13 protein-coding genes and 1 pseudogene are annotated in these 16,949 nt (G+C 76.5%); 7 read left to right on the top strand and 7 right to left on the bottom strand.

Features of this window, described 5'->3' with window-relative positions; translation table 11 throughout:
• Positions 1 to 71: 71 nt before the first annotated feature.
• Entirely contained in the window at positions 72 to 1,382 is a 1,311-nt protein-coding gene (locus HOY81_RS16020; protein ID WP_237321110.1) for a hypothetical protein, read from the bottom strand.
• Between the two features lie 479 nt (positions 1,383 to 1,861).
• Here HOY81_RS16020 and HOY81_RS16015 point away from each other — a divergent pair, with 479 nt between their 5' ends.
• On the top strand, positions 1,862 to 3,550 hold the full coding sequence (locus HOY81_RS16015; RefSeq protein ID WP_237321109.1) for a sulfatase: 1,689 nt from the start codon (positions 1,862 to 1,864) through the stop codon (positions 3,548 to 3,550).
• 103 nt (positions 3,551 to 3,653) lie between these two features.
• Here HOY81_RS16015 and HOY81_RS16010 read toward each other — a convergent pair whose 3' ends face one another.
• Together HOY81_RS16010 and HOY81_RS16005 are read right to left on the bottom strand one after the other, a co-directional pair.
• Complete coding sequence (locus tag HOY81_RS16010; protein ID WP_237321090.1) at positions 3,654 to 5,834, bottom strand: SpoIIE family protein phosphatase; 2,181 nt, start codon at positions 5,832 to 5,834, stop codon at positions 3,654 to 3,656.
• Between the two features lie 296 nt (positions 5,835 to 6,130).
• A complete protein-coding gene (locus HOY81_RS16005) occupies positions 6,131 to 6,904 on the bottom strand; it encodes a CDP-alcohol phosphatidyltransferase family protein (protein ID WP_237321089.1) in 774 nt (257 codons plus the stop codon).
• Between the two features lie 114 nt (positions 6,905 to 7,018).
• Between HOY81_RS16005 and HOY81_RS16000 the strand changes: the two genes are divergently transcribed.
• From HOY81_RS16000 to HOY81_RS15980, 5 genes and pseudogenes are all read left to right on the top strand, one after another.
• Entirely contained in the window at positions 7,019 to 7,996 is a 978-nt protein-coding gene (locus HOY81_RS16000; RefSeq protein ID WP_237321088.1) for a zinc-binding alcohol dehydrogenase, read from the top strand.
• A 161-nt stretch (positions 7,997 to 8,157) separates the two neighbouring features.
• The gene (locus tag HOY81_RS15995; protein WP_237321087.1) at positions 8,158 to 8,556 is read left to right on the top strand and encodes a 6-carboxytetrahydropterin synthase; all 399 of its coding nucleotides are present in this window, start codon (positions 8,158 to 8,160) and stop codon (positions 8,554 to 8,556) included.
• A gap of 47 nt (positions 8,557 to 8,603) precedes the next feature.
• Positions 8,604 to 9,674, top strand: a complete 1,071-nt coding sequence (locus HOY81_RS15990) for a glycosyltransferase family 4 protein (RefSeq protein WP_237321108.1) — start codon at positions 8,604 to 8,606, stop codon at positions 9,672 to 9,674.
• Positions 9,671 to 10,600, top strand: coding sequence for an SAM-dependent methyltransferase (locus HOY81_RS15985; protein WP_237321086.1), 930 nt, complete (start codon positions 9,671 to 9,673; stop codon positions 10,598 to 10,600). Before HOY81_RS15990 ends, HOY81_RS15985 begins: the two co-directional genes overlap by 4 nt.
• Positions 10,597 to 11,547 (top strand): annotated as a pseudogene (locus tag HOY81_RS15980) (lysylphosphatidylglycerol synthase domain-containing protein); the annotation flags it as partial. The gene HOY81_RS15985 and the pseudogene HOY81_RS15980, both read left to right, overlap by 4 nt.
• On the opposite strand, the gene HOY81_RS15975 reads toward HOY81_RS15980, so the two are convergent.
• Together HOY81_RS15975 and HOY81_RS15970 are read right to left on the bottom strand one after the other, a co-directional pair.
• Positions 11,443 to 12,198 (bottom strand): RibD family protein, encoded by a 756-nt coding sequence (locus HOY81_RS15975; RefSeq protein WP_237321107.1) that lies wholly within the window; start codon positions 12,196 to 12,198, stop codon positions 11,443 to 11,445. The pseudogene HOY81_RS15980 and the gene HOY81_RS15975 sit on opposite strands and share 105 nt — an antisense overlap.
• Before the next feature lie 203 nt (positions 12,199 to 12,401).
• Positions 12,402 to 13,220 carry a creatininase family protein gene (locus tag HOY81_RS15970; protein ID WP_237321085.1) on the bottom strand — a complete coding sequence of 273 codons (819 nt, stop codon included), beginning with the start codon at positions 13,218 to 13,220 and terminating at the stop codon, positions 12,402 to 12,404.
• 200 nt (positions 13,221 to 13,420) lie between these two features.
• Here HOY81_RS15970 and ribA point away from each other — a divergent pair, with 200 nt between their 5' ends.
• Positions 13,421 to 14,083 carry a GTP cyclohydrolase II gene (gene ribA / locus HOY81_RS15965; RefSeq protein WP_237321084.1) on the top strand — a complete coding sequence of 221 codons (663 nt, stop codon included), beginning with the start codon at positions 13,421 to 13,423 and terminating at the stop codon, positions 14,081 to 14,083.
• Between the two features lie 184 nt (positions 14,084 to 14,267).
• Here ribA and HOY81_RS15960 read toward each other — a convergent pair whose 3' ends face one another.
• A complete protein-coding gene (locus tag HOY81_RS15960) occupies positions 14,268 to 15,848 on the bottom strand; it encodes a PepSY domain-containing protein (protein ID WP_237321083.1) in 1,581 nt (526 codons plus the stop codon).
• 196 nt (positions 15,849 to 16,044) lie between these two features.
• A complete protein-coding gene (locus tag HOY81_RS15955; RefSeq protein ID WP_237321082.1) occupies positions 16,045 to 16,557 on the bottom strand; it encodes a hypothetical protein in 513 nt (170 codons plus the stop codon).
• Positions 16,558 to 16,949: the final 392 nt, after the last annotated feature.

Raw genomic sequence — 16,949 nt, 5'->3', positions numbered from 1 at the left:
GGCTGCCCCGGCCTCCCGCACGGACCCTGCCGCCCCTTCCCCCGGCCGGCGGCACGGGCCGGCCGGCACCGTCACCGCGCGGCGGGAGCCCCGGCCGGAGCCTCCTCCCGCACCGCCGCGGGAGCGGCCGGCGCAGGCCCCTCCGGCGCCGGGCCGTCCACGGCGGCAGGCAGCGGACGCGCCCCGGCCACCGTGTGACGTGCCATCTGGTCCACCCGGGCGCGGGCCCGCTCGGCCTCCGCCCTGGCCGCCTCCAGCTCACCCGCGGTCGCCTCCAGCGCCGTGCGCTGCTCGGCAGCGGTACGCTCCAATTCCCTGATCCGGTCGTGCGCCTCCCGCAACCGGCTGTGGTGTGCGTCCCGCTCCTGGAACGCCTGCTGGGCCGACCGGGCGGCCTGGTCGCGCTCCTGGCACAACTCCCGGTTGCGCCGCTGGATCTGCGCCGCCGCGGCATCCGAGGCGGCCCGCGCCTGAGCCGCCTCCGCGGCCGCCGCCTCCGACTCCTTCGCGGTCCGCACCGACTGCCGCTTCTCCTCCTCGGCGGCCGCCAGCCGCTGCTGGGCCTGCCGCACCTCCCGTACGAGCGCGCCGTACTCCGCCTTGGCGGCCTCGAGTTCGCCGTGCAGCCGCCCGGTCTGCTCCCGGCAGGCCGCCGCCTCCGTACGGGACTCCTGGAGCGCCGCCTCCGCCTGCTGGGACGTGCTGAGCAGACGGTCCCGCTCGGCGAGTGCCTGCGCCGCCCGGGCCGAGGCCTCCTGCGCCGCACGCCCCGAGCGCTGCAGCGCCTCCTCAAGACGCTGCTTCTCGCCGCTCAGCTCCTCCTGCTCCGCCTCGAGCCGGGCGACCGCCTCCCGCAGCGTCCCGGAGTCCCGGCGCAGCGTGGCCACCTGCTCCCACGCGTCGGCGGCCTCCCGGCGGACGGCGTCCGCGTCCGCGCGGGCGGCGGCCACCTCCGCGGCGGCCTGCGCCCGCGTCTCGGCCTGCGCCCGCTCCACCCCGGCGACGCTGAGGCCGGAGGACAGCGACTCCGCGAGCGACCCCGCCGCCTCCTGCAGCCGGTCGACGATCTCCCAGGCGACCGCGACCTGGCCGGTCAGCCCGGGCGCATGGCGGTTGCGGCGGCGCTGTTCCTCCGCGGCCCGCTCGCACGCCCCGCCGTTGTCCGTGCAGAACGTGTGCCAGCCCCAGCCCGCCGGCTGCTCCACCTGCCGCCCGCAGTACCCGCAGGACTTGACCTCCGCCCCGCCCGCAGCCGACCTGGCGTGCCCGCCGTCTCCGCCGTCTCCGCCGTCTCCGCCGTGCCCGGCCTGTTCGCCGTTCCCGCCGTCCTCGCCGTCCGCCGCGACCGCCCCGGCCCGCCCGCCGTCCGTCACCTTCTCCATCGGCCTGCCCTTCCGCCGCCTTCGCGTCGCCGCAGGGACCCGCGGCGCCCCATGCGCCCGCTCAGCCTGAACCGGCTGCGCTCCGGCACGGCCCGGCGTTGTGTCGTGGGTCACAACGCTTCGGGCGGCGTTGAGCCGGCGTTGAGGCTCCCTTAAGGAACCCGGCCCGCGGTGCCGTGGCGGTGAGCCGGAGGCGGTGCCGGTCCGTACAGGAAGGCGGCGACCGGGCTCCGGGCCCGGCCGCCGCGCCCTCACCGGCCCCGCACGGAAGGACCTTCGGCTTGTCTCTCTGGACGCGTTTCCGCCGGCAGCCCCTCGCGGAGCACCACGGCACGGAAGACGAGGAGGCCCCGCGCCACACCGGTGCGGGCGACGACGCACCCCCGGACCGGGACGACGTGTCCGCCGCGGGTACCGCCCCGGACGAGCGCCTCGTCCCGGAGACCGCGGGAACCGGCCGGTGGTACCGGCACCCCGCGGTGCGGCGGGCGACCGCCCGGACGGTCACGGCGCTGGCCGCCGCACTGGTGCTCTTCGCCCTGCTGCTCCCGAACCGGTTACTGCGCCTCACCCCCGGCGCCTTCGTACGTCTCCCGGGCGAGGCGGTCCTCGGACTGGCCGTGCTGCTGCTCCTGCGGGCCCGGACGAGGCGGGTGGCGGCCGTGCTCGGCGGACTGGCCCTCGGCCTGCTGACCCTGCTGAAGCTCGTCGACATGGGCTTCTACGCCGTCCTCAGCCGGCCGTTCGACCTCGTGCTCGACTGGGTCCTGCTCGACGACGCGCAGGAGTTCCTGGAGGGTACGGCCGGCTCCACGCAGGCCCTGATCACCGTGACCGGCGTGGCCGTCGCCGCCCTGCTCCTGCTGGCGCTGACGACGCTCGCCGTCGTCCGGCTGAGCAGCGTGGCCGCCCGGCACCGGGCGACGGCGGCCCCGGCCGTCCTGGTCCTCGGGACGGTCTGGATCGTCTCCGCGTCCTTCGGCGCCCGGGTCGGGGACGTGACGCTCGCGGCCCGGAGCAACGCGGTGCTGGTCGGCAACCGCGTCGACCAGGTCCGGGCCGGACTGCGGGACAAGGAGGAGTTCGCCGAGGCGGCCGCCGTGGACCGCTTCCGCGGGACCCCGGGCGACCGGCTGCTGACGGGGCTGCGGGGGAAGGACGTGATCTTCACCTTCATCGAGAGCTACGGGCGGCACGCCCTCGAGGACCCCTCGGCCGCCCCCGAGATCGGCGCCGTGCTCGGGAAGGGCACCCGCCGGCTGCGCGACGCCGGCTTCGCGGCGCGCAGCGCCTGGCTCACCGCACCGACGACGGGCGCCCAGAGCTGGCTGGCCCACTCCACCCTCCTGTCCGGCCTGTGGATCGACAACCAGCAGCGCTACCGCACCCTGACCTCGAGCAGCCGGCTGACCCTCTCCCGGGCCTTCCGCCGCACCGGCGCCTGGCGGACGGTCGGCATCATGCCCGGCGTCACCCGGGCCTGGCCGGAGGGCGAGTTCTACGGTCTCGACCACGTCTACGACTCCCGGGAACTCGGCTACCGGGGGCCGGAGTTCAGCTGGACGCCGGTACCCGACCAGTTCAGCCTGTCCGCCTTCGAGCGGCTGGAACACGGCAGGCCCCACCGCAGGCCGACGATGGCGCTGGTCATCCTCGCCTCCAGCCACAACCCCTGGGCGCCCATACCCCGCATGGTCGGCTGGGACGAGATCGGCGACGGCTCGGTCTTCCACGCCCTCAAGAAGGCGGGGAAGGACCCGCAGGAGGTGTGGCAGGACCCCGACCGGGTGCGCACCGAGTACCGGCGCGCCATCGCCTACTCGCTGCGCAGCCTCATCTCCTACGTCCGGGAGTACGGCGACGAGGACACCGTGCTGGTCTTCCTCGGCGACCACCAGCCGGTCTCGACCGTCGTCGGACGGCACGCGTCGCGGGACGTGCCGGTCACCGTGGTCGCACACGACCCGGCCGTGCTGGACCGGATATCCGGCTGGGGCTGGGACGGCGGGCTGAAACCGGGCCCGGAGGCGCCGGTCTGGCGGATGGACGCCTTCCGCGACCGCTTCCTCGCCGCCTTCGGCCCGCAACCCGGCCTCGCTCCACCCCGCCCGGCCCGGCGTCCGGCCGCGACGGCCGGTAGTCCGCCCGGGTTTCTGCCCCGCCGGTGACCACGGCCGGCCGGGCCCGCCGGCCCGGGCCTCCAGGCGGCCCGGGCCGGCCCGTCCGCGTACGGGAGACCCCGCCGCGCACCCGCGCCCGCGCCGGCCCTGCTCAGCCGGTCGGGCCGAGGAGCAGCAGAGCGACGTCGTCACTGCTCGGGGGCGTGCGCCCGGAGTCCCGGAGCAACGAGTCGGCAAGCGGGTCCAGTCCCTGCCCGCCGTCCGCCGCCAGCCGGTCCGCGAGGGCGGCCACGGCGTCGCCCAGGTCGGTCCCCGGCGTCTCGACCAGCCCGTCCGTGTAGAACGCGAGCACGGCGCCGGGCGGCAGGGCGATCTCGGTCGTCGGGTAGCCGGCGTCCCGGTCGATGCCGAGCAGCAGCCCCGGCGGCACGTCCAGCACGTCCGCCCGCCCCTCCGGTGTCCGGAGCAGCGGCGGGGGATGCCCGGCGGAGGCCAGCAGCACGCGGTGCCGCGCCAGGTCGATCCGGGCGCACAGGCAGCTCGTGAAGAGTTCGCCGTCCAGGTCGGTGAGCAGCCGGTTCGTGCGGGCGAGGACCTCGCCGGGCGGTGCCTCCGCCGTCGCGTGCACGGCCGTCCGCACCGAACCCATCAGAGCCGCTGCCTGCACGCTGTGACCCTGGACGTCCCCGATGGCGGCCATCGCCGTCGTGTCGTCGAGCCGTATGAGGTCGTAGAAGTCGCCGCCGATGTCCATGCCGCGCTTCGCCGGGCGGTAACGGGCCGCCACGTTCAGTCCGGGCACCTCGGGCAGCCCGTGCGGCAGGAGGTGGGACTGCAGGCTCCGGGCCAGGTCGTGCTTGGCGTCGTACAGCCTGGCCCGGTCCAGCGCCTGGGCGAGCAGACCGGCGAGGGCGGAGAGGACCGCGCGCCGCTCCGGGGCGAACCGGTGCGGACGGGCGTAGCCCAGCAGCAGCATGCCGACGTCGTGCCCGGAGGCGGTGAGCGGAAGGAACGCCCAGGAGGACAGGCCGTCCGGGGAGTCGGTGCCGGGCAGCGCCCGCTCCAGTTCCGCGGCCGTGCGGAAGAACGCCGGCCCGCCGTCGGCCAGGACCTGCGCCGCCGGGCCCGTCGAAGCCAGCGGCGCCCCGTCGCACAGGTGCACCACTCGCGACTCCCGGCCGCGGTGGCAGACCAGCCGGAACCTGCCGTCCTCGGCCGCCAGTATCGCCAGCGTCCGCGCCTCGGCCGCGGGCAGGATCTGGTCGGCGGCCCGCGCCGCCACCTCCCCGACCCCGGCGGAAGCGGTGAGGGAGGCGGCCAGGTGCACCAGGTGGTAGAGGGTCGTCGCCCGGTTGGGCATGCCGGAGACTGCCGACCGGCTCGGCTCGGGACTCCGCCGCTCCGCCGGCGTGACGCGGACGCTCACCCCGGTCGCCGACGGGTACAGCTCGAAGGAGAGCCGGTGGTCCGGCGGGCGCAGCGCCACGAACGACGTCGGCTCCCGGCTGATCAGCGCCCCGCGGTAGCGGTCCTCGAAGGCCGGGTCCGCCAGCCACGGCAGGGTCTTCCAGGGGACGAGCCCGAGCAGCTCGTCCTCGGCCGCGCCGAGCAGTTTCGCCGCCGCGGGCGTCACGAAGGTCACCCGGCCGTCCAGGTCCAGGGCGCAGCTCCCACCCGGCAGGCGGTCGATGAAGGACAGGGCAGCCGCGGCCTCACCCTCGCGGGGAGCGCGCTCGTCCGCCTGTGTCAGCAGCCGCGGATCCGGACCGTGCAGCAACGGCAGCCCCGCCTGCTCGGCTCTCCTCAGCCGGGTGCCCAGCTCCCGGCAGCAGGCCCGGACGGCGCGCCGTTCCGGACCGGTCAGCTCCGGTGGATGCGAGCCGGGCCACAGCAGCACCAGCCCGCCGTTCACGGGGCCGGGCCCTGCGGTGTCCCCGGCGGGCGCCTCCGGCGACCCGGCGGGTGCGGTGTCCGGCTCGCCCTCGTCCGGCTCGGCAGGCGCGGCCGCCAGCGCGAAGGGGTACGGCAGCACCAGCGCCGGCTGCGGGTAGTGCCGGGCCATCTCCTCCCGGTTCGCCAGCCACACCAGCCGGCGTTCCCGTACGGCGTCCGCCACCGGGACCGGATCGCGCAGGTTCACCCTCGCCCAGGACGCGGCGAACTCCTCCGGCACCCCGGTGAGCAGGACCAGTCGCAGGACGTCGGCACCGGGCGGCAGCCAGTAGACCATGCCGACCGAGGCGCCGGTCTCCTGCACCACTGCGGCCAGCGGGGCGTCCAGGAACTCCGGGCCCGGAGCACCCGGTGCGGGGTCGGTAGCGTCCCCCCACACGGTTCCCACCTTCCTCCAGCGACGACGACGGCGGTGGACGGCAACGGACAGGCCCGCATGCACCGGGAAACCGGTACTTCGTGCCGCCCGGCCGCACGTCGACGCCCCTCCCGGGCTCTGTCCGGAATGCGGCTTTCGCCGCTGTTCAGAAGATACCCCGGGCGCGGTGTCTCATGTAAGCGGTCGTGGCACGGCCGTCCGGCCGCTCCCACCCGCGTCCCGTGCGTGGCCGGGCCGCCGCACGGCGCGTCCCGGCGTGTCTGCGTCACCCGGCAGCCCCGGCCGGCGCGTCCGGCTCAGCGGCCGCCGCGGACGCCCTCCCGGCCGGCCGCAGCACCCCGTCGCACGTCCCGGCCCCGGCCCACGGCCCGCCACAGCCAGGCGACGTCCCGGGTGAACGACCAGAGCAGCAACGACAGCGCCGTCAGGACAGCCGCCGCGGCGACCGGGCGGGGGAGGACGCCGGAGCCGGCCGCGACCAGGACGACGCCCTGCACGGCGGCCACCGTCTTGCGGGCGGTGCTCGGCGGCAGCGGCCCGTGCAGCCACGGCAGCGCCCCGCCCGCCAGCCCGAAGACGTACCGCATGGCGCCGGTCAGCAGCACCCACGGGCCGAGGGACAGGGAGACATGGACGCTCAGCACCAGGATGAGGAAGGCGTCGACCTCCATGTCGAAGCGTGCCCCCAGCGCGGAGACCGTGCCGGTACGGCGGGCGACCCGGCCGTCCACCGCGTCCAGCACCAGCGCGACGGCGGCGAGCGGCACCAGCACGGCGGCCGGCGGCGGCTGTACGACGGAGTCCGCGACCAGTGCCGTCACCCCGCCGACCAGGACGGCCCGGGCCAGCGTGACGCCGTTGGCGGGCCCGAAGGACGCGCTCCCCGAGCGGCCCAGCGCCCGGGCCAGCAGGGTCCAGGAACCGGCCGTGAAGACCAGGCCGGCCAGCCAGCCCGCCGGTCCCAGCCCGCTCACCGCGGTGAGCAGGACGAGCAGCAGCAGTTGCGCGCCCACCCCCGCGGTGGTCTCCTGACGCAGCAGCCCCGCCCGGTAGGTCTCGCTCAGCGCCACGGTGTACCTCCTGCGCACTCCGGTTGTGTGACAGAGTCGGGTGCCGCGCTCCGGCGCGGCCCCTCCGCCCCTCAGAACGGGCCCGCCCGGCCCGGTGTTCACCACGGAGGTCCGATGCCGCGGAAAGCACACGCCTTCTGGCTCCGCGCCCCCGGCCACGGCGAGATACGCGAGGAGGCCCTTCCGGAGCCGGCCGAAGGGGAGGTCGTGGTGCGCACGCTGTGCTCCGGTGTGAGCCGCGGCACGGAGAGCCTCGTCTTCCGCGGCGGCGTACCGGAGAGCCAGTACTCCCGGATGCGGGCGCCCTTCCAGGAGGGCGGGTTCCCCGGGCCGGTCAAGTACGGCTACCTCAACGTCGGCCGGGTCGAGGAGGGCCCGCCGCCGCTGCTGGGCCGCACCGTCTTCTGCCTGTACCCGCACCAGAGCCGGTACGTCGTCCCGGCCGGCGCCGTGACCCCGGTGCCGGACACCGTCCCCGCCGAACGGGCCGTACTGGCCGGGACGGTGGAGACCGCGGTCAACGCCCTCTGGGACGCGGCGCCGCTGCTCGGCGACCGGGTCGCCGTCGTCGGCGCCGGGATGGTCGGCTGCTCCGTCGCCGCCCTCCTCGCCCGCTACCCCGCCGTCCGCGTCCAGTTGATCGACGCCGACCCGGCGCGCGCTTCCGTCGCCGCCGCGCTGGGCGCCGAGTTCGCGCTCCCCGGCGAAGCCCGCGGCGACTGCGACCTCGCGGTGCACGCCAGCGCCACCGAGGAGGGCCTCACCCGGGCGCTGGAACTGCTCGCGCCGGAAGGCACGGTGCTCGAACTGAGCTGGTACGGAGACCGCCGCGTCGCGCTGCCGCTGGGGGAGGCCTTCCACTCCGGCCGCCTGGTCCTGCGGGGCAGCCAGGTGGGCACGGTCTCCCCGGCCCGGCGCTCCCGGCGGACCTACGCCGACCGCCTGGCACTCGCGCTCGGACTGCTGGCCGACCCCGCGTTCGACGCGCTGATCACCGGCGAATGCGCCTTCGAGGAGCTGCCGTCCGCGCTGGCCGGTATCGCCGCCGGCGAGATCCCCGGACTGTGCCACCGCGTCCGGTACGCGGCGTAGCCACGCCCCGCACCACGGGCGGAACCGGCGGCGGCACCCCGCCGGCGCGCAGGCGACGGTGAGGAACCCGGGCGGACGGTGAACACGCCGCCCCCGCGGGCCGTACTGCTGCACGGCATCGGCCCCGGCGGCCGGAGGCGTATGTCGACCTGGAGGTCCCGTTGTTCAGCGTCACCGTTCGCGAGCACCTCATGATCGCCCACAGCTTCCGCGGCGAGGTCTTCGGACCCGCCCAGCGGCTGCACGGCGCCACCTTCGTGGTGGACGCCACCTTCCGCCGTCCCCGACTCGACCCCGACAACCTCGTCGTCGACATCGGCCGGGCCGCCGGTGCACTGGGCGCGGTGGTCGGCGAACTGACCTACCGCAACCTGGACGAGGAACCGGCGTTCGCCGGGGTCAACACCTCGACGGAGTTCCTGGCCAAGGTGATCGCCGACCGGCTCGCGGACCGGGTGCACGCCGGGGCGCTGGGCGAGGGTGCGCGCGGACTGGCCGGCATCACGGTCACCCTGCACGAGTCGCACCTCGCCTGGGCGAGCTACGAGCGGGCGCTGTGAACCCCGAGGCCGCCGCGGCACCGCCCGACCGCACCGTGCACGTGGTGATGCCGGAAGGCGTCCACGACCCGTCCGCGCCGAGCGGCGGCAACGCGTACGACCGCAGGGTGTGCCGGGACCTGCCCCGGATCGGCTGGCAGGTCCACGAGCACCTCGCCGGCGGCGGCTGGCCGCGGCCCGGGATCTCCGGACGCGCCGAACTGGCCCGGATACTCCGCAGACCGGAAGACGGGAGCCTGGTGCTCCTCGACGGGCTGGTCGCCTGCGCCGCCCCGGACATCGTCGTCCCGGAGGCCGAACGGCTGCGGCTGGCGGTGCTGGTGCACCTGCCGCTGGGGGACGAGACGGGACTCGACCCGGGATCGGCGACCATTCTGGACCTCGGGGAGCGCCGCACCCTCCGCGCCGCGGCCGCCGTGGTGGCGACCAGCACCTGGGCCGCGGGCCGCCTGGTGGACCACCACGGGCTCCTCCCCGAACGGGTCCATGTGGCCGCGCCCGGCGCCGACGTCGCGCCCCTCGCGCACGGCAGCGGCGACGTACCGCGACTCCTGTGCGTCGCCGCGGTCATCCCGCGGAAGGGCCAGCAGCGCCTGGTGGAGTCCCTCGCGGCCCTCTCCGACCTGCCGTGGAGCTGCGTCTGCGTGGGCGGACTGGACCGCGACCCCGGCTATGCCGCCCGGCTGCGGGGACTCATCGCGGAGTGCGACCTCGCCGACCGGGTGCATCTCGCGGGGCCCCGGACCGGCGCCCGGCTGTCCGCCAGCTACGCCGCCGCCGACCTGCTGGTGCTCCCGTCCTCCGCCGAGACCTACGGAATGGTGGCGACCGAGGCGCTCGCCCGGGGCGTCCCGGTGGTGGCCTCCGCCGTGGGCGGACTCCCGGAGGCGGTCGGCGCGGCACCCGGCGGCAGCGTGCCGGGAGCCCTGGTGCCCCCGGGCGACCGCGCGGCCCTCACCGCGGCCCTGCGCCGCTGGCTGTGCGAACCCGGCGAACAGGACCGCGCCCGGGCCGCCGCCCGGGACCGGCGCCTCGCGCTCGCCGGCTGGGAGACGACCGCGCGGAGCCTGGCCGGGGCACTGGACCGGCTCCGCCAGGAGCCACGGAGGCAGCCATGACCCCCGCCACCCGACCACGCTACGCCCCGGACTGGCTGGCGCTGCGCGAACCCGCCGACGCCGCCGCCCGGGCCGCCGCACTGCTGGCGCCGCTGCGGCGTCACCTGGCGCGGCAGACCGGACGGCGGGGGCCCGCCGGACCGCAGGCGCGGCGACCGGCCGGACGCCGCGCCCCGGCGAGCACGGCACCGGAGGCCGCACCGCTGCTGATCCGCGACCTCGGCTCCGGCACCGGCTCCCTGGGACGCTGGCTCGCACCCCGGCTGCCCGGGCCGCAGCACTGGATCCTGCACGACCACGACACCGCGCTGCTCGACCGGGCCGCCGCACGGAAACCCGCGGCCGCCGCCGACGGCGGCCCGGTCACGCTCACCACGGAGGCCGGGGACCTCGCCCGGCTCACCGCCGGCGACCTCCACGGCACCTCGCTGGTCACGGCCTCCGCCCTGCTCGACCTGCTGACCCTGGAGGAGGTGGAGCACCTGGCGGCGAGCTGCGCCGGCGCCAGGTGCCCCGCGCTGCTCACCCTCTCGGTCGCCGGACGCGTCGAACTGACCCCGGAGGAGCCCCTGGACACCGTGCTCACCGCGGCGTTCAACGCCCACCAGCGCCGCGCCGACCCGGAGGGCCGGCGGCTCCTCGGCCCGGACGCCGTGGAAGCGGCCTGCACCGCCTTCCGGCGGCACGGCATGACCGTACGGCTGCACGCGAGCCCATGGCGGCTCGGCTCCGGCCAGGCCGCCCTGGCGGCGGAGTGGCTGAAGGGCTGGACCGGCGCCGCCGCCGACCAGCGTCCGGACCTGGCGCAGCGCGCCGACGCCGCGCTGCGGCGCCGGCTGGACGCCTGCGCGGCAGGCGCCCTGCGCGTGGTGGTGCACCACCACGACCTGCTCGCGCTGCCCCGGACCGCCGGGGACACCCCGTGACCCGGCGCACCCTCCGCCGGGCAGCCGGGCGGCGCGGCGGCGCACTCGCCGGAGCGGCCCTGCTGGCGGGGCTCCTCTGGTGGCAGGGCCCCGGCGCCTTCCTCGACGGGCTCCGCAGCATCGACGGCCGTACCCTGCTGGCCGCGCTGGCCATCGGCCTGTTCACCACCGTGCTCAGCGCCTGGCGCTGGTGCCTGGTGGCCCGCGGCCTGCACCTCCGGCTGTCCCTGGGCCCGGCGGTCGCCGACTACTACCGTGCCCTCTTCCTGAACGCGGCCCTGCCGGCCGGGGTGCTCGGCGACGTGCACCGCGCGGTGCGGCACGGACAGGGCGCCGGCGACGTCGGCCGGGGCGTCCGCGCGGTCGTACTGGAACGCACCGCAGGCCAGGCGGTCCTCGTCCTGGCGGGCGGGGCGCTGCTGCTCGCCTGGCCGGCACCGGCCCTCACGGAGGCCGTCCGGGCCGCCGGCCGCACGGCGGCCACCCCGCACACCGTGGTTGCGGCGCTGGGCGCCGCACTGCTCGCCGTCCTCCTGGCGGTGTGCGCCCTCCGGCTCCGCGGGCAGCAGGCAGCGCGGCGCTGCCGGCGCGTGCTCCGCACCACCCTGACCGAGGCACGCCGCGGGCTGCTCGGCCGAGGCATCTGGCCGGGCGTGGTGCTCACGTCGGTCGCGGTCCTCGCGGGCCATCTCGGCATGTTCCTGCTCGCCGCACGGGCCGCGGGCGTCGCCGCGCCGGCGGCCGACCTGCTGCCGCTGATGCTGCTGGCCCTGCTCGCCATGGCCCTGCCGCTGAACGTCGCCGGCTGGGGGCCCAGGGAGGGCGTCACCGCCTGGGCCTTCTCAGTGGCGGGGATGGGCACCGCGCAGGGGCTGACCGTCGCCGTGGTGTACGGGCTCCTCGCCCTCGCCGCGAGCCTCCCCGGCCTCGCCGTGCTGCTCGTCCAGGGCGGCCGCGCACTGCGGCGTCCCCAGCGCCAGCTCGAAGAGCGTGTCCTGGCCCAGGACGGTGCGGCGCAGCGGAGGCCGGAGCGCGTCCCGCATCCGCTCCGGGCCGGCGAAACGGAGCCCGGGGACGCCGTCGCCGAGCAGGACCGGCGCCACGGTGAGGTAGAGCCGGTGCAGTGCCCCCGCCCGCAGGAACCGCGACACCGTGACGCCCCCGCCCTCCACCAGCACCCGGCCCAGACCGCGCCGCGCGAGCTCGCGCACCAGGCGCCCGGGGGCGAACGCACCCTCCGGCAGGGTCAGTACCTCCACGCCCGGTGTCGCCGGCGTGGCCGGAGCCGCCTCACCGTCGCCGCCGGGCCCCCGGATCCACAGCGTGGGCGCTGACCCGTCGGTGAACACCCGGCGCTGCGGCGGCACCCGGCGGTGCGGGTCGAGGACCACCCGCACCGGGCTCCTGCCGGGACAGTGGCGCACCGTCAGCCGCGGGTCGTCCGCGACGGCGGTGCCCGCACCGACCACCACCGCGTCCGCGAGGGCGCGCAGGCGGTGCAGATGCTCCCGGTCCTCCGCGCCGGTGACGAAGTCGGCGTCACCGGTCCGGCTCGCGATGAAGCCGTCCAGGCTCTGCCCCAGTTGCGCGAAGACCACCCGGGGACCGGCCAGGCAGAGCGGCAGATACCGCTCGGCGAGCGTCTCGGCTTCCGCGGTGGCGTCCCGCCACCGGTACCGGCCGTCCGCCTCCCGCAGCAGCCCGGCGGCCCCGGCGTCCGCCGCCGACCGGACACCGCGCAGCCGTTCCCAGGCCGGCGCCGCACCGAGCACCCCGGCCGGCCGGCCCCCGGCCCCGGCGGTCACGCCGGCCTCCGGCCGGAGCCGGGTCGCCGGGCACCGCCGGGCGCAGCGGCCGTGTCCTGGTGCGCCCCCGCCGCCGGCTCCGGCACCAGGAGCGAGAAATACGCGGCGAAGGAATCGGCGAGTCCGGCCAGCAATTCCTTTCCCTTCGCGGCGGTGGCCCGGGACGGGCACCCGACCACACCGGACTCGGTGTAGGCCCGCAGACCGAGCGTGAGCAGATGCTCCCGGTCGTCGGCGCGGCAGTCCGCGGCCGCAAAATCCGGGCCCACCAGTTCCGGACTGTCGTGCAGCAGGATCGACGTCTCCACTTCTCCCGCGTGCATATCGGCCACCGCCGGGGTGAGCACGCCCGCTCGCCGCCGCGCGGATTCCCAGTCGGCCGGTCCGGGGAAAAGCGCCATCCGGGTACCGGTGCCGGCGGCCTCCTGTACCACGTTGCGCAGGACGTAGTTTCCGCCGTGTCCGTTGACCAGGACGAGATTCCGGATACCGGACTCGCGGAGCGACGTGGCGATGTCCCGCACGACGGCGTGGAGCGTCGCGGCGGAGATGCTCACCGTCCCCGGCCATGCGGCATGCTCGTGCGAGCAGGAGATCGTCACCGGCGGCAGGCGGTGGACCGGATGCACGGCGGTGATCTCCCGTGCGACGGCGCAGGCCACGACCGTGTCGGTGATCAGGGGCAGATGCGGCCCGTGCTGCTCGAAGCTGCCGACGGGCAGCACCGCCACCTCCGGCCGGCCGGACCGCACGTCCTCCGTCGTCCCCTGCGGGAGCAGCCCGGAACCCGGCGGCCGTTTCCCCGGAACTCGCATGATTTCCGCCCCTCATTCGTCGTCCGGGCGGACCGCCCGGTCACCGCCGCCGCGCTGCGCGAACGGCGGGCCGCCGGCTCCGCACGTTTCCCCGGGGCAGGTTACGCGGAAATCGGTGCGGGCGCCGGGGAACGAGCAGGGAATTGACACTTCTCATCAATTTCCCGGCGCCACGCCGGGCCGCCTCATAACATGAGGGGATGACAGACAGTGATGGTGCGCGTGGCAACGGTGCTGCTCTTTCCACACCGGGCGTCGAACGTGTGGCAAACGTCCGGTTGTCCACCGAGTACGGAGAATTTCTCGCTGTCGGATACCTGGACCGCAGTCGCGGGGAAGAACACATCGGACTGGTTCGCGGCGATATAGCGGGAAACGGAATACTCGCCCGTATGCATTCGGAGTGCCTCACCGGAGACGCCTTCGGCTCCCGGCACTGCGAGTGCGGTGAGCAACTGTCCGCGGCGCTGAGCGCGATCGCCACGGAGGGGCGGGGAGTGCTGGTCTACCTCCGCGGCCACGAGGGCCGCGGCATCGGCCTGCTGGCCAAGCTCCAGGCGATGCAGCTCCAGGCCGAGGGTCTGGACACCGTCGAGGCGAACCTCGCCCTCGGGCTCCCGGCCGACGCCCGCGACTACGGGGTGGCGGCGGAGATCCTGCGCGATCTCGGGGTGCGCTCCGTGCGGCTGCTCTCCAACAACCCGCGCAAGCGGGCGGCGTTGCTGCGGCACGGCATCTCGATCAGCCAGCAGGTCCCGCTGCTGATACCGCCGCACGAGGAGAACCTCGCCTATCTGCGCACCAAGCGGGAGCGTCTCGGTCACCATCTCCCGCACCTGGAGCCGGAGCCCGAACCGTCCTGAGGCCGTGGGCGGGAAGCCCGGTACGAGCCCCGCAGCCGGGGTCACCACCGGTGCGGCGTGCGGCATCCCGCCGCCACCCGGCAGGAACCGCCGTCACCGGGCCGCAGCCCGGCAACACCACGGAGGCCGTGCGCGGGAGCCCGGCACGGGCCCCGCACCCGACCTCGGCGTGCCGCGTCCGGCCTCAGCCGTCCGCCGCCATGCGGTCACGCGCCCGGCGGCGCCGCCGGTGCAGCCCGGCCGCCACGTCCACGGCCAGGAAGAGCAGCAGACTCACCCCCAGGACCGGCAGCGCCCACCCCACGAAGGCCACGGCCGGCACACCCAGCGCCAGGACCGGCAGCGGCAGGCGACGCCACGCGCCCCGCCGGGGCGCCGGCCCCGGCGCCGCGCCGCGGTCGGCCCGGGTGGGCCGCCGCTGCCACCACATGCGGTACCCCCAGGCGATGACGAGGAGCAGCCCGACGGCGATCGCGGCCAGCAGCACCTGGTTGGCGAGGCCGAACAACCGGCCCATGTGGGCCTGGATGCCCAGTGTGCTCAGCCGGGCCGGCACGGGCTGGTCGGCGAACCGGGCGCGGTCGGTGACCTCGCCGGTGGCCGGGTCGACGGCCACCTCGTCGAGACGGACCGGCCACACCGTGTCGTCCTGCGCCACGGACCAGGCGTGGTGCGCGCCGGCCGGCGGGGTGAGCTCCACCGGACCGGCCAGGCCCGCCTCCCGTGCCGCGTCCAGCACCGGGTCGATGCCGGCCACGGAACCCGTGTCCTGCCGGGCGGAACCGGACGCGTCGTGTCCCCCGTGCCCGGGCGTGTCACCGGCACGGTGCGCGTCGCCGGGGCCGCCCGCGGCAGACCGCAGAGAGGTGTCCAGCGCGGGTGCCGGCGCGCTCACCCGCTCCATCAGCGCGTCGAAGCGGGCCCCGGCGTGTGCGGACCAGGTCAGACCGGTCGCGCTGAGGAAGAGCAACCCCACGGCCAGCCACACACCCGTGACGGCGTGCCGGCTGCGGGTACGGCGTACTCCCCGCGCGTTCCGGTCTCCCAGCAGCAGACGGCGGAAGCCCTTCGCACCCTTCGCCCCCTTCCGCCGGCCACGGGCGGCCCACAGCACCAGGCCCACGCCGGCCAGCACCCACAGCCAGCTTGCGGCCATCTCGGAGTACAGACCGCCCGCCTCGCCCAGGTGGAGGTTGCCGTGCAGGTCGCTGAGCCAGGTGGTCACGGGTGTGGAGCCGGACGAGGTGGTCAGCGCCCCCGTCACCTCGCCGGTGTACGGATCGACGAACACCGTCCGCTGTTTCTCCCCCAGTCCGGGGACCGACAGGACCACGCGCGTGGTCTCCTCCGGGGCGGCCGGAGTGACGACCGAGGCCAGGGTGCCCTCCGGGTGCGCGGCGCGGGCCGCCGCGACCTGCTCGGACAGGGGCTGCGGTGTGCTCCCGACCCGTTCGACCCGGAGCTGGTCCCCGTGGACCAGCAGGTCGAGCTGCGGGGCGAAGGCGTAGAGGAGGCCGGTCAGCGCGGTGACGACGAGGAAGGGCGCGACGAACACGCCCGCGGAGAAGTGCAGACGTATGAGCAGCGCCCGCACCCCCTGCCAGGAGCGGCGTTGCGGGGCCCGGCCGCCGGCGGGGGCGGGCGGCGGCGGTGCGGCGGCCGCCACGGAGGAGGTGCCGGCCGCCACGGACGAGGCGTCGGCCGCGGCCGGGAGCGTGGCCGGTTCACGGCCGGCCCGGGACGAGTGGTGCGGCAAGGAGGACATGAGAACTCCAGGGAGGCGCTCGCAGAACCCGAGCGCGAGGTCGGTGGGGGGAACCGCCCGGGGGCGGATGGCGCAGTCGTGCGGCCGGAGCCGCACGTCCGGCCTGACCTCACGGCTCGTGCGTGTGGTGGCACGCCGCACCCCTTCCGGCGCGGCTTCCCGCCGCGTCCGGGGGCCGGGCGGAACGGGGCCGCCGTCAGGCCGGTACGGCCTCCGGCGGCGGACCCCGCCGCCACAGCGCGCGGGCGAGCACCACCCCGAACCTGGCCGTCCGGACGACCGGGCCGCGGGGCACCAGCCGGAGTACGGGCAGCGGCAGCGGTGGCCGGCGGAAGAAGACGGAGGGCACCACCAGGTCCGCCAGCTGCCGCAGCAGCAGCTCGCCGTAGACCAGACACGCGAGGGCCCCGAGGGCGGCGAGGGTGTGCCCCAGCGCCATCCCCGCGGACACCATGTGCCCGGCGGCGTGGACGCCGTGGCGACCGCCGCCGGTACCGCCCCCGGCCGCGCCGTGGTGCAGCACCAGGTGCACGACGCACTGCGCACCGCCCAGCGCGCCCGCGAGGACGACCGGGTGGCGCCGCCTGCGCGCCAGTGCCACGCCGGCCGGGGCCAGCACGAGGAACGCGCCCGCAAGCCACGCGGGGCCGGGCAGCCGCCCGCCCGCCGCCGCATGGCTGACCCCGCCCAGGAACAGACAGAGCAGCACGCCCGCGAGGCCCCGGACGGCCCGCCGCGCACCGGCTCGCGCCGTCCGCTCCCGGTCACGGTACACAGGCTGCCTCCGGTGGTCGGGGCGGTGGCGCGTCCGCCGCGCGCAGGGCCGCCCGCCGGTGAGATGGCGTCCCACACGGTGCCACAGTTCCCGCCCCGCCACCCGCAGTTGGTGCTTCCGTGAGCAGAACGGCCGCCGGAACCACCCGCGGGCCGTCCGTCGGCCGTGCCGACCGGTTCACCGGTGACCGGTCAGTAAGGAAGCCGGCAGAGGGTCTTGTGTGGTGGTATGGCCGTCGCGCCGGTCCGTTCCGGCGCGGGACGACACCGCATCCGCCTTCCACGGGGCGCGCACCCGGGAGTGAGCGTCCCCGGCCCTGCGGACGC

It is taken from the genome of Streptomyces sp. JJ36 (assembly GCF_021696945.1).
Lineage (GTDB): Bacteria > Actinomycetota > Actinomycetes > Streptomycetales > Streptomycetaceae > Streptomyces.
This window is presented reverse-complemented; position numbering and strand designations above follow the sequence as displayed.

Coding starts and splice junctions, on each gene's coding strand:
- HOY81_RS15960 (WP_237321083.1), bottom strand. CDS start 15,848: ATGTCCTCCTTGCCGCACCACTCGTCCCGGGCCGGCCGTGAACCGGCC.
- HOY81_RS16000 (WP_237321088.1), top strand. CDS start 7,019: ATGCCGCGGAAAGCACACGCCTTCTGGCTCCGCGCCCCCGGCCACGGC.
- HOY81_RS15970 (WP_237321085.1), bottom strand. CDS start 13,220: ATGCGAGTTCCGGGGAAACGGCCGCCGGGTTCCGGGCTGCTCCCGCAG.
- ribA (WP_237321084.1), top strand. CDS start 13,421: ATGACAGACAGTGATGGTGCGCGTGGCAACGGTGCTGCTCTTTCCACA.
- HOY81_RS15990 (WP_237321108.1), top strand. CDS start 8,604: ATGCCGGAAGGCGTCCACGACCCGTCCGCGCCGAGCGGCGGCAACGCG.
- HOY81_RS15985 (WP_237321086.1), top strand. CDS start 9,671: ATGACCCCCGCCACCCGACCACGCTACGCCCCGGACTGGCTGGCGCTG.
- HOY81_RS16020 (WP_237321110.1), bottom strand. CDS start 1,382: ATGGAGAAGGTGACGGACGGCGGGCGGGCCGGGGCGGTCGCGGCGGAC.